Annotated in this window: 10 protein-coding genes; 7 read left to right on the top strand and 3 right to left on the bottom strand. The window is 52.5% G+C overall.

Going from position 1 to position 11,968, the window contains the following annotated elements; all coding sequences use genetic code 11:
* Nucleotides 1–101 precede the first annotated feature (101 nt).
* Nucleotides 102–1,391, bottom strand: coding sequence for a hemolysin family protein (locus HKT17_RS10735; protein WP_171100010.1), 1,290 nt, complete (start codon nucleotides 1,389–1,391; stop codon nucleotides 102–104).
* Nucleotides 1,392–1,555: 164 nt separating this feature from the next.
* Between HKT17_RS10735 and trhO the strand changes: the two genes are divergently transcribed.
* The 5 genes from trhO to HKT17_RS10710 all read left to right on the top strand — a co-directional run bounded on the left by trhO (nucleotide 1,556) and on the right by HKT17_RS10710 (nucleotide 7,035).
* A complete protein-coding gene (trhO, locus tag HKT17_RS10730; RefSeq protein WP_171100008.1) occupies nucleotides 1,556–2,536 on the top strand; it encodes an oxygen-dependent tRNA uridine(34) hydroxylase TrhO in 981 nt (326 codons plus the stop codon).
* On the top strand, nucleotides 2,533–3,249 hold the full coding sequence (locus HKT17_RS10725; RefSeq protein WP_240965775.1) for a glutathione S-transferase: 717 nt from the start codon (nucleotides 2,533–2,535) through the stop codon (nucleotides 3,247–3,249). Before trhO ends, HKT17_RS10725 begins: the two co-directional genes overlap by 4 nt.
* Nucleotides 3,250–3,376: 127 nt before the next feature.
* Complete coding sequence (locus HKT17_RS10720; RefSeq protein ID WP_171100006.1) at nucleotides 3,377–4,804, top strand: 3-oxoacyl-ACP reductase; 1,428 nt, start codon at nucleotides 3,377–3,379, stop codon at nucleotides 4,802–4,804.
* A gap of 55 nt (nucleotides 4,805–4,859) precedes the next feature.
* Entirely contained in the window at nucleotides 4,860–6,140 is a 1,281-nt protein-coding gene (locus HKT17_RS10715) for an acetyl-CoA C-acetyltransferase (protein WP_105029584.1), read from the top strand.
* 4 nt (nucleotides 6,141–6,144) lie between these two features.
* Nucleotides 6,145–7,035 (top strand): MaoC family dehydratase, encoded by an 891-nt coding sequence (locus tag HKT17_RS10710; RefSeq protein ID WP_171100004.1) that lies wholly within the window; start codon nucleotides 6,145–6,147, stop codon nucleotides 7,033–7,035.
* Nucleotides 7,036–7,164: 129 nt separating this feature from the next.
* Here the strand turns inward: HKT17_RS10710 and HKT17_RS10705 are convergent, their stop codons facing one another.
* The gene (locus HKT17_RS10705) at nucleotides 7,165–7,824 is read right to left on the bottom strand and encodes a TetR/AcrR family transcriptional regulator (protein WP_205882422.1); all 660 of its coding nucleotides are present in this window, start codon (nucleotides 7,822–7,824) and stop codon (nucleotides 7,165–7,167) included.
* 130 nt (nucleotides 7,825–7,954) lie between these two features.
* Complete coding sequence (locus tag HKT17_RS10700) at nucleotides 7,955–8,989, bottom strand: extracellular solute-binding protein (RefSeq protein ID WP_171100000.1); 1,035 nt, start codon at nucleotides 8,987–8,989, stop codon at nucleotides 7,955–7,957.
* Nucleotides 8,990–9,164: 175 nt separating this feature from the next.
* Between HKT17_RS10700 and HKT17_RS10695 the strand changes: the two genes are divergently transcribed.
* Nucleotides 9,165–11,078, top strand: coding sequence for a propionate--CoA ligase (locus HKT17_RS10695; RefSeq protein WP_105029918.1), 1,914 nt, complete (start codon nucleotides 9,165–9,167; stop codon nucleotides 11,076–11,078).
* Nucleotides 11,079–11,199: 121 nt separating this feature from the next.
* Nucleotides 11,200–11,967 (top strand): M48 family metalloprotease, encoded by a 768-nt coding sequence (locus HKT17_RS10690; RefSeq protein ID WP_105029580.1) that lies wholly within the window; start codon nucleotides 11,200–11,202, stop codon nucleotides 11,965–11,967.
* The last annotated feature ends 1 nt before the right edge of the window (nucleotide 11,968 follow it).

Raw genomic sequence — 11,968 nt, 5'->3', positions numbered from 1 at the left:
ATGGTGAAAAAAAATGGCTGTTTGATGTTGGCGACAACTGCGGCATTGAGGGGCGGGGCGAAGCAAATGTGAAATCTGAGTGCCGCCAAACCCGGGAAAGTTCATTTGTTGGGAGTGGCCAGTACTTGGTCTACCCGATTTCTGTCTACGTCCACCACTTCAAATCGCCAGTTGTTCCAGTCGAATTTCTCGGTTTTTTTCGGGATTCGACCCAACGAGGCCAATACGAACCCACCGACGGTGTGGAAGTTGCCCAAGTCTTCCTGGGGCAAGCCGCGAATGCCCAGTTTTGTTTTCATTTCGTCGATGGGTAAAAGTCCATCGAGCAACCATGATCCGTCCTCGCGTTTCACAGCCAGTGCTTCTTCGGGGGTGTCCATCATGGGCATCATGTCACCCACCACGCTGGACAGCACATCATCGATGGTGACAATCCCTTCGGTCATGCCAAATTCGCTGACCACGAATGCAAAGGTTTTTTTCTGCTGGCGGAAAGTGCGCAGCAGATCGACCAGCGTGAGTGAGGCGGGAACAAACAGTGCATTTTGCAGGGGTATTTCAGCGAAATTGATGTCGCCCTCCATGGCGGCTTGAAGAATATCGTGGCTTTCTGCCACGCCGATTACTTGCTGCAAACTGCCTTTACAAATTGGCAGCATGGAGTGGGGCGCTTCACGCAACAAGCGCAGGTTGTCCTCGCGCGGGGCATGTAAATCAAGGTAGGCAATGTCGCTGACCGGGGTCATGACTGAGGCCAGGCGACGGTCTTCAAGGCGCAACACATTGCTCATCAGGTGGCGTTCTTCTGGGGCCAGCATGCCTGTTTTGGCGCCTTCATCAAGAAAGGCTTGAATTTCTTCGATGGTGCTAACCGCAGGTGCAGCTTTGAACGGGATGAAGCTGAGCACCAAGTCGGAGCCCTTGGACAGCAAGGTGATGGCGGGGCTGAGCACTTTCAGGAATATCGACATGAAAGGTGCGCAAAACGCAGCAACCTTTTCCGGGTTGGCGATGGCCAGGCGCTTGGGCACGATTTCGCCAAAAACAATTGAAAAACCTGTGACCAAGGCAATCGTGACTGCGAATGAGATGACACTGGCCCAATCGCTCAGTGCCGGAAAGTGCTGGTCGATGGTTTGTTGAAACGTGGCGGTAAGGGCCGATTCGCCATAAATACCCATGAGCAAAGCGGCTGCGGTAATGCCAGTTTGAGTGGCCGCAAGCAGGCGGCTGGGGTTGTCCATAATTTGAATGGCGATTCGGGCTTTTGGATTCCCTGAGTCGGCCATGGCTTGAAGTTTGGAGCGTCGACTGGAGGCCAGTGCCATTTCCGAGAGGGCAAAAAAGCCGGAAATCAATATCAAAAGGACCAAGATCCAGAAGGCATTCATGATGTGTGTTCTTGTAGTGGGTGTTGCGGCTGCACGGTATTGCTCACATCCAGTTTACCAAAGCCCATGCTGCTTTGGCTTTTTGCTTGATTGGGTAAAACCGGGGGCTCGGTTACAATAACGGGCTAAGTTGTTTTGTCAGATGATTTTTTGAAAGAATTGCCATGTCCATGAGCGAAGCCTCCATTCCCAAGTCCGATCAAATTGTAGTCGCGGCCCTGTACAAATTTGTCAGCCTGCCCGATTTCGAGGAGATCAAGCCCAGACTTGAGACTGTGTGTACTGAAAACTCGGTGCTGGGCACCTTGTTGTTGGCCAGGGAAGGCATCAATGGCACGGTCAGCGCGCCACGCGCGGGCATTGTGGCCTTGATGAATTTTTTGTGGGCCGATTCCCGGTTTGCCGATTTGGCGCCCAAGTATTCAATTGCGCCAGAACAGGCGTTTACGCGGATGAAGGTGAAGTTAAAGCGTGAAATTGTGACCATGGGCAAAGACGGGATCGACCCCAATCGCCTGGTGGGCCGCTATGTGAAACCAGCCAACTGGAATGCATTGATTCAAGACCCGGATACCTTGGTAATCGACACTCGCAACAACTATGAGTACGCTATTGGTACTTTTGAAGGGGCCGTGGATCCTGCCACCACGACATTCCGCGAATTTCCGCAATGGGTTGAAAAGAACTTGAAAAGCCTGCCTGCGGACAAACGCCCCAAGAAAATTGCCATGTTTTGTACCGGTGGTATTCGCTGCGAGAAATCCACGGCCTACATGCTGGAGCAGGGCTTTGAGGAGGTGTACCACCTTGAAGGCGGTATCCTGAAGTACCTCGAAGAGATTCCCGAAGAACAAAGTTTGTGGAAGGGCGAGTGCTTTGTGTTTGATCAGCGGGTGTCGGTCACCCATGGTTTGCAGGTTGGGCATTACGACCTGTGCCACGCTTGCCGCATGCCGATCACAGAGGAAGAAAAGCAAAGCGAAAAATACATTCAGGGCGTGGGTTGCCCGCATTGCTATGATTCGCTGACCGACGATCAAAAGAAGCGCTTTGGCGAACGCCAAAAACAGATTCAACTGGCCAAGCAGCGCAATGAGAAGCACATTGGTCGCAAGATGTTGGCCAAAGAAACGCACACGGAGTGAGCAGGGTGGAGCAGCAAGCCGATCATGGGCACCAGCTTGGTTTACCCGTGTTATACACCTTTCGCCGTTGCCCCTATGCCATGCGTGCGCGGCTGGCGATTGTTGCCGCCGGTTTAAAGGTTGAAGTGCGTGAACTGGTGCTGCGCGCCAAACCCGCACACATGCTTGAAATTTCACCCAAAGGCACTGTGCCCGTTTTGTGGTTGCCGGATGGCACCGTGATTGACGAAAGCCTGGATGTGATGCGTTGGGCGGTGGGCCAGAATTTTCCGGCAGAGTGGTTGGTGCCGAACGCCGAACAGCAACAACAGTGTGATGAATGGATTGCGCTGCTTGATGGCGAATTCAAGCGAAACCTGGACCGTTACAAATACCCACACCGCTATCACGTAAAAACCGACACTGACGCCTACACCTGCGACCCGCTCGAACACCGCGCAGTGTGTGAAGAAATTTTGGCACAATGGAATGCGGTGCTGGTTCAGAATGGTCCTTGGCTGTTTGGCGCTAACCCCAGCTTTGCCGACTTCGCAATTTTGCCTTTTGTGCGCCAATTCAGGATCGCCGATGAGGCTTGGTTCGATGCGGTACCTGGTTATGATGCACTGAAGTTGTGGCTCCATTCTTTTTTGGCATCGCCTTTGTTGGAAAAAGCCATGGTGAAGTACACCCCTTGGCAACCTGGCGACACACCTTTAACCTTTCCGGGTTAGAGACGACCCTCTACGATTTTCTGGTCAAGTTTCTATACACTCGCAAGTTACGCAACAGTAACATTGTCTTGCTGGGCTATGCTAGGCCCTGAAAAAAGACATTCCCCCTATAAGAAGGACGAGACTCATGGCCGACAAAATTCTTGAATTTGTTCACACCTCCACAGGTAAACAAATTGCCGCCGCACTGGGCCTGCCCGTGCCCCCCCTCTTGAAGCGCGCCAAAGCTGGATACGCCGAAAAATCATTGGCCAATTCAAATGCCTTGGTGGGTGCCAGTGCATTTGGCCCAGTGGCCACTGCGGTGGTGAAGGCATTGAATGCCATGGGTGCATCCATCAAGGTATCCGCCGATTTGGCGGGCCTGGATGGTATTAAGCAAGCCGCGGCCAAAGCCAAAGTAGACGTGAGCATTTCTCAAGCTGACAATGGCGTACCTGAAAACGTGTACGTGTTGGACGTTACAGCAGCAGCCAATGTGGCAGACCTGCGTTTGTTGTACGACTTTTTCAACCCACGCTTGCGCAAAGTGCCATCGAACAGCCGCATTGTGGTGATTGGTCGCCCACGTGGTGATTGCAAAGACGCCCTGGCTGAAACAGCACAGTCCTCATTGCCCGGTTTTATTCGCAGTCTTGCGAAAGAAAGTGGCAAGAACGGTACAACCGCCAATCTGATTCAGGTAAAAACCGGCGCTGAAAACGGTATTGAAGGCGCACTGCGCTTTTTCCTGAGCCCGCATTCTGCCTTCGTTACCGGCCAGGTATTGCCAGTGGTTGGTGCACCCAAAGGTGTAAAGGTTGCTGCATTTTCTGAAAAACCATTGACAGGCAAGTTGGCGGTGGTAACCGGTGCAGCACGCGGTATTGGTGCAGCCATTGCTGAAGTGCTGGCCCGCGAAGGTGCTACCGTGATTGGTGTTGATCGACCAGCAGACGAAAGCGTGTTGGGTACAACCATGAGCAGCATTGGCGGCATTGCCTGCCCGCTGGACATTACTGATGCCGACGCGGGCAAGAAGCTGGCAGCTGTGGCTGCACAGAAGGGTGGCAAGATTGACATTATTGTGCACAACGCAGGTATTACGCGCGACAAGATGATGCGCAACATGGCGGCCCACCTGTGGGACATGGTGCTGGACGTGAACCTGGGTGCGATTGTTCGTTGTAACGACCAGTTGTTGGCAGGAGATGCATTTGGTTCCAACGCCCGTATCGTGTGTATTTCATCGATTGGCGGTATTGCCGGTAATGCAGGCCAAACCAACTATGCAGCCACCAAGAGCGCCGTGATTGGTTATGTGGATGCCATGGCCAAGCAACTGGAAGGCAAGGGCATTTCGATTAACGCGATTGCACCTGGCTTTATTGAAACTCAAATGACTGCGGCCATTCCTGTGGTAACCCGGGAAGTGGCACGTCGTTTGTCCAGCCTGTCGCAAGGTGGATTGCCAGTGGACATTGCTGAGGCAGTCACTTTCATGGCCAGCCCGCTGGCCGCTGGTGTAAACGGCGCCACGCTGCGTGTGTGCGGACAAAACCTGGTGGGCGCGTAATTCTTTCATTCACTGAATACGCTGCCTGCAACTAAAAAATTATCTGGAGAAAACTATGAAACACGGTCGTCGCGTTGCCATTATTGGCGGTTCACGCATTCCATTTGCACGTTCAAACACAGCCTACATTGGCAAATCCAACCAGGACATGTTGACAGCAGCATTTCGCGGTGTTGTTGACAAGTTCCAGTTGCATGGTGAAGAACTGGGCGATGTGGTGGCTGGTGCAGTGGTGAAGCACAGCCGCGATTTTTCCCTTTGCCGTGAATCAGTATTGGGTTCAGGCCTTAGTCCGATGACCCCGGCATTCGACATTCAGCAGGCTTGCGGTACTGGTCTGGAAGCTGCCATTGTGGTGGCCAACAAAATTGCATTGGGTCAAATTGAAGTGGGCATGGCTGGCGGTGTAGACACCACCACCGATGCACCGATTGCAGTCAGCGAAGGCCTGCGTAAAATTTTGCTGGAAGCCAACCGTGCCCGCGACACCAAAGGCAAGCTGGCCGCACTGTTGAAAATTCGCCCCAAGCATTTGGCACCACTGCCACCTGCAAACGCCGAACCCCGCACAAAAATGAGCATGGGTGCGCACTGTGAAGTGATGGCGCAAACCTGGGGCATCACTCGTGAAGATCAAGATGAGTTGGCTGTAAGCAGCCATTTGAAAGCTGCCAAGGCTTACGAAGAAGGCTTCTTCGATGACCTGGTGGTGCCATTCAACGGTTTGACCCGCGACAATAATCTGCGTGCTGATTCTTCAGTTGAACGCCTGCAAGGTTTGAAGCCCGCATTTGACCGCAAGAGCGGCAAGGGCACGATGACTGCTGGTAACTCTACACCCCTGACTGACGGCGCTTCTGCTGTGTTGCTGGCTTCTGAAGACTGGGCCAAGGCACGTGGCATTCAGCCTCTGGCTTACCTCACTTTCAGCGAAACAATCGGTGTTGATTTCGTGTCGGGCAAAGAAGGCCTGTTGATGGCGCCAGCCTACGCAGTGCCACGCATGCTGAAAAAAGCCAACATGAAGCTGCAAGACTTCGATTTCTATGAAATTCACGAAGCATTTGCTGCACAGGTTCTGTGTACCTTGAAGTCTTGGGAAGATCCCAAGTTCTGCAAGGAAAAACTGGGCCTCGATTCTGCTTTGGGTTCAATTGACCGCAGCAAGTTGAACGTCAAAGGCGGTTCACTGGCAGTGGGTCACCCTTTTGCAGCCACTGGTGGCCGTATTATTGCCACGTTGGCCAAGTTGCTGAATGAAAAAGGCAGCGGCAAAGGCTTGATCTCCATTTGTGCAGCCGGTGGTATTGGTGTAACTGCAATTATCGAGAAGTGAAATCATGAGCGTGAATGACACCCTGAAAGCAGCGGCGAAATTTTTCGAGCTGACCGAGTTTCCAAACGGCAAGGCGCTGCTGCTGAAGGCTGCCACCACGTCCAATAAAAAACCAAAACCCGACACACAGGCTGCACGCCTGGGTGCCCGGGTGAAGAAAGTGTTTATTGACCGCGAGTGGGTACGCCAGTACAACGCTGTGTGTGGCTTCAAGGAAGATGAAATTTCCCTGACCGCGCCTCAGGTGGTGGCTTCGCCCCTGCACATGTATTTGCTGAGCCGCCCTGAGCACCCCATGCCGATGTTGGGCATGGTTCACTTGCACAACTCAATTGAATGCGCCAAGCCGCTGGAATACGGTGTGGCTTACGATGTGTTGGTGACAGTGGGCGATACCCGCAGCATTTCGCTGGGTCTGGAATTTGATGTACACACCCAGTTTTTGGTGGGCGAGGAAGTGCACTGGAGCAGTGTGATGACCATTTTGTGCCGCGTGAAGGGTATGCCCAAGCCTTTGACGAAACCAGCACCTGTTGAGCCTTTGAGTGCATTGGGTGCGCAATATGCGGCGGTGAAAGTGCCTGAAAACCAGGGCCGCAAGTACGCCAAGGTTTCAAACGATTACAACCCGATTCACTTGTACGCGCAAACCGCAAAAATGTTTGGTTTCAAACAGGCCATTGTGCATGGCATGTGGACTGCCGCAAAAACACTGAGCATTGTTGAAGCCGGTTTGGGTGCGCGTGCCAGCAAGTTTGATTTGTCGTTCAAACAGCCGGTGTTCCTGCCGTCTGGCATTTCGGTGAAGCATGTAACAGCTGATAGTGCTTCGAAGTTTGAGGTGCTGGCCGAGCGTGATTCGAAAGTGTTGATGGTGGGAAGTATTGCGGCTTGATTTTTTGATTGAATGAGTGGCTCGGTTAGGTTTGCAGCGCGTCACTCATTGCGCCAAGATCCAAGTCGAATTCCCCTTTTTGATTCTGGCTCGGTTCATGCGACTTCGCGAATGCATAAGCGCTGGCGACTATCGTTCCGACAGTCCCGGCATCAAACTGGTTTCGATCATTTTCTGCATGTCGCGAATCGGAATTTCCGGGTGTTGAATCCACCAACGCGCACCCGCTTCAACAGCGCCAACCATGATGTTGGCCAAGGCCACGGCTTGTATGCCGGCCTTGTCGCTACTTTTGGCTTTTGATGGATCGTTGAGTTCTTCAATGGTTTTGGCCGAGGCCTCAATAAAGCTGTTTCTGAAGAAAGCAACCTTCTCGCCGACTGGCCCCACACTGGTGAGCGCCTCGTTGTAAAGCACTGACCAACCTTCCCTGTGACGTTCCACAAACGTCAAAAAGCTGAGCATGATCAACTTCAGCCGCTCTTTGGGGTTTGGGTTGGCCATCAGCAAGGTTAGGCCCGACATCAGGTGATTGCCGACCTGGGTAATGGTGGCCAGGTAAAGCGCATCTTTCGAGCCAAAATAGCGGTAAAGCAGAGGCTTTGTTACGCCAGCGCCTTCGGCGATTTGCTCCATGCTGGTGGAGTGAAAACCGTGGCGGGAGAACACTGAGCCTGCCACGTCCAGAATTTGACTCATGCGTTGTTCTTTGGGCACCTTTCGTGTGCCCAAGCGTTTTGTCTCGAGGGTAGGCGCCGCGTTTTTGTTGTTGTGGTTCGCTTTTTTCACCAATTTACTAGCCGGTTACATGGATGTTTTGAAGTGTAGCAAGCTTCTTTCAGTTTTGTGAATAAAAAAAGCCCCACAAAAAATGTGAGGCCTTTTTACGGGTGGGCGGTCGGTAAGTTACCGCTTTTTCTTACTTGTAACCCACGCGATCCATAATTTGCTGGGACAAGGCCGTGTTCGCCGCCAGTGTTTTGGAAGGTGTTACGTCTTGCTTGTAAGTCCCCAAAGACTCCAAAGCAGGATTGTCTACTTTCACGCCAGGCACTGTTGGCCATTCATTGTTGCCATTTGCGAAGTATTTTTGGGCGGAGTCGCTGGCCAGATATTCCAGAAACTTGATTGCACCATCGCGATTGGGTGCGTTTTTGGCCACAGCACCACCAGACACGTTCATGTGCACGCCATAGCTGCTTTGGTTGGGCCAAATGAAACCAACCTTGGACACCACTTCCTTGTCTTCAGGTTTTGATGAGTTTAACAAGCGAACCCAGTAGTAGCTGTTGGTCAGGGCCACGCCACACTCGCCAGACGCCACTGCACGAATTTGATCAGTATCACCGCCCTTGGGGCTGCGAGCCATATTGGCGACCACGCCTTGTGCCCAGGTTTCAGCGCCTTTTTCACCCAGGTGGTTGATCATGCTGCTCATCAAAGAAAGCATGTAGGGATGTGAGCCCGTGCGGGTGCAAACCTTGCCCTTCAATGCGGGCTTGGCCAAGTCTTCATAGTTTTGGGCAAGCTTGGGGTCGACGTTTGCTTTGTTGTACACAATCACACGGCTGCGTGCTGAGAATGCATACCACAGGCCATTTTCACCAGTAAATTGCGCCGGGATTTTGTCGCTGAGCACTTTGGACTTCACGGGCTGAAACAGGCCATCTTGTTGGGCTGTTGCAAGGCGTGCAGCATCCACCAGCAATACCACGTCGGCAGGGCTACGCGCGCCTTCGCTGCGCATGCGCTCAAGCAGAGCCTCATCGCCCAATTCGAGGCGCTTGATGGCAATGCCAGTTTGCTTGGTAAAGTCCTCGTACATTTTTTCATCTGTCGAGTAATGGCGGGCCGAGTACAGGTTGATGACTTTCTCGTCAGCCTGAGCGGCAGCGCTTACGCCAATCAAGCCAGCGATGGAAACTGAAATCAGTTTTTTGAAAGTGTTATTCATGGTGATAAGGACTTTCCTGAATGTGGTTGGTTGAAATTGAACCGCTCTAGTCTAGCAAATAGTAATCATTCATGTAACAAGAAGTGTTCTCGTTTAACAATAATTTTTGTAGTAGTCAGAGTGTCGTAAGCGCGAGTTTCTACATTGGTTGCAACAAGAACGAGGAGACAGCGCTGTGGTTGAGCAAGCGAAGCACCAGTCCAATGGGACTTATCAGAATTTGTACGATGAATCCATCCGCAATCCCAAGGGTTTTTGGGCCCGTCAGGCGGATTTGATTCATTGGCAAAAGCCGTTTGAGAAAGTGCTGGATGACAGCAAACCCCCTTTTGCCGCTTGGTACGTGGGTGGAGAAACCAATCTGTGTTACAACGCGGTGGACCGACACTTAGACCAATTGGGCGACAAGCCAGCTTTGATTTATGTGTCCACAGAAGTAGATCAAGAAAAGGTTTACACATTCCGCCAATTGCACCAAGAAGTGCAAATTGCTGCTGCGATGCTGCAAAAAATGGGTGTGAAAAAAGGCGACCGTGTGTTGATCTACATGCCCATGATTCCAGAAGCGACCTTTGCAATGCTGGCTTGTGCGCGAATCGGTGCAATTCATTCGGTGGTGTTTGGCGGTTTTGCATCACACAGCCTTGCTTCACGAATTGAAGACGCAAAACCGAAGGTGATTGTTTCGGCCGATGCAGGTTCACGCGCTGGCAAGGCAGTCGCTTACAAACCACTTTTGGACGAAGCGATTGCCCGTTCAAGCTACAAGCCTGGCCATGTGTTGATGGTGAACCGGGGTTTGGTGCCATTTGACACAGTGGAGGGGCGAGACCACGACTACGCTGCATTGCGCAAAGAACTGGCCACGGCCAAAGTGCCAGTAACCTGGCTTGAGGCGACAGACACCAGTTACATTTTGTACACCAGCGGTACCACCGGCAAACCGAAGGGTGTGCAGCGCGACGTAGGCGGGTACGCCGTGGCTCTTGCGGCTTCCATGAAATACATTTTCATGGGCGAGAAGGGAAAAACGTTTTTTGCGACCAGCGACATTGGCTGGGTTGTGGGGCACAGCTACATTATTTACGGCCCTTTGATCGCAGGCATGGCCACGGTGATGTACGAGGGCTTACCCATTCGGCCTGACGCCGGCATTTGGTGGAAGATCGTTCAGGATCACAAGGTGTCGGTGTTGTTCTCGGCACCAACGGCTGTGCGCGTGCTGAAAAAACAGGATCCCGCCTATTTGAGCAAATACGATTTAAGTTCGCTGAAAGCATTGTTTCTGGCGGGCGAGCCTTTGGATGAAACCACTTCAGACTGGATTTCAGGGGCTATTGGAAAGCCGATCGTTGATAACTATTGGCAAACCGAAACTGGCTGGCCAATTTTGGCGATACAGCGTGGCGTTGAGGAAATGCCCGGTAAGTTGGGCAGCCCCGGTGTGCCAGTGTTTGGTTTCAACGTGAATGTGTTGAATGAAGACACCGCGCAACCCTGCAAGGCCAACGAAAAAGGGGTGGTGGCCATTGAAGGGCCACTGCCTCCCGGTTGCATGCAAACCGTGTGGGGCGATGATGAGCGGTTTGTAAAAACCTACTGGTCGAGCTTTAAAACCCGGCAAGTTTATTCCACTTTCGATTGGGGCATTCGCGATGAGGACGGGTACTTCTTTATTCTCGGCCGCACCGACGATGTGATCAACGTGGCGGGTCACCGCCTGGGTACCCGGGAAATTGAGGAGAGTATTTCTTCTCACTCCGCGGTGGCGGAAGTGGCCGTGGTGGGTGTGGCCGATCAGGTGAAGGGGCAGGTGGCTGTGGCGTTTGCCATTTTGAAGTCGGCTGACGCAGTCAACGCGGCACAAGCCAAAACACTGGAAGCCGAGATCATGAAGGTGGTGGATTCCCAGTTGGGCGCAGTGGCCAGGCCCGCGCGCGTTTACTTTGTGAATGTGTTGCCCAAGACCCGTTCCGGCAAATTGCTGCGCAGGTCAATTCAGGCGGTGTGCGAAGGCCGGGACCCAGGCGACATGACCACCATTGAAGACCCCACCGCACTTGCGCAAATCAAGAACGCAATGGCGTGAACGAAGCACACCAGGGAAGCTTGAAAACAGACCAGGAAATTCGGGCTTGTTTCAGTTTTGTGGTGTGTTTTAAAACGTGTTTTAATGGTTTGTCACTGGCCGTTTCAGGGAGGGCTACTGAATGGCAAATCATTCGCTGGAAGTACTCAAGCTCAGCGTGTTGTTCGACAACCATTTTTTCAATGGTGTGCCCACGCAGGTTCACTTTATTCAGAACAGCACCATGGTGGGTACCTGGATAGACGAACAAGGTGCCGCAAATTTAAGCATTGGGCTAGATCGAATCAAGTTCATGAACAGTGATCAGTTGGTTTTTTTGATTGCGCATGAGTACGGTCACCTTGTGTTGAAACATCCTGATAAAACCATTGAGATTCAACAGCAGTACGGGATTGTTTCCACGTTCGATGAATTCATGTTGTCCCCGGACATGAAACGCGATTATTCCAGGCTGATGCGCGAGATGGAACTGCAGGCAGATTTGTTCGGCGCGCAGTTGGTGTTGGGCTTGGGGCACGACCCTGTGTCGGGCGCTTCATTTTTACTTGGCGAAACCAAAAGCATTCAACACCCCGAGGGCACCTTGCGGGTCGCAAAAATCAAGGCCGGTGAGCAAAGCCTGGTGGCCGAGGATTTCTCGGGCACGTTCAATAATTTGGCCATGCAGTTGAGCGATGCGGAAGTATTGGCAGCCTTGGTGCCTAGCTACACCCAGCCTATCGATTCTATTGATTCGACGGTAAAAGCGGCGGTGGAAAGCTGGCCAGCATCCGGTGCTGGCAGCTATGCCGGCGACACCTTGTATGGATTTGAGGTGTCGGTTTTGCTGACAATTGCGGTGCTGGCCTGCGCCATGCCAAGATGGTGGCGCAAGACCAGCGTGGGTTAGC

Origin of the sequence: Limnobacter sp. SAORIC-580, assembly GCF_013004065.1 — a bacterium.
Classification (GTDB): Bacteria; Pseudomonadota; Gammaproteobacteria; order Burkholderiales; family Burkholderiaceae_B; genus Limnobacter; species Limnobacter profundi.
The sequence above is the reverse complement of the archived record's forward strand: the minus strand, read 5'-3'. Positions and strand labels throughout refer to the sequence as shown.

Bases quoted from the DNA above. Each gene is read 5' to 3' on its own strand.
- HKT17_RS10735 (WP_171100010.1), bottom strand. From the start codon at position 1,391: ATGAATGCCTTCTGGATCTTGGTCCTTTTGATATTGATTTCCGGCTTT.
- trhO (WP_171100008.1), top strand. From the start codon at position 1,556: ATGTCCATGAGCGAAGCCTCCATTCCCAAGTCCGATCAAATTGTAGTC.
- HKT17_RS10720 (WP_171100006.1), top strand. From the start codon at position 3,377: ATGGCCGACAAAATTCTTGAATTTGTTCACACCTCCACAGGTAAACAA.
- HKT17_RS10715 (WP_105029584.1), top strand. From the start codon at position 4,860: ATGAAACACGGTCGTCGCGTTGCCATTATTGGCGGTTCACGCATTCCA.
- HKT17_RS10710 (WP_171100004.1), top strand. From the start codon at position 6,145: ATGAGCGTGAATGACACCCTGAAAGCAGCGGCGAAATTTTTCGAGCTG.
- HKT17_RS10700 (WP_171100000.1), bottom strand. From the start codon at position 8,989: ATGAATAACACTTTCAAAAAACTGATTTCAGTTTCCATCGCTGGCTTG.
- HKT17_RS10690 (WP_105029580.1), top strand. From the start codon at position 11,200: ATGGCAAATCATTCGCTGGAAGTACTCAAGCTCAGCGTGTTGTTCGAC.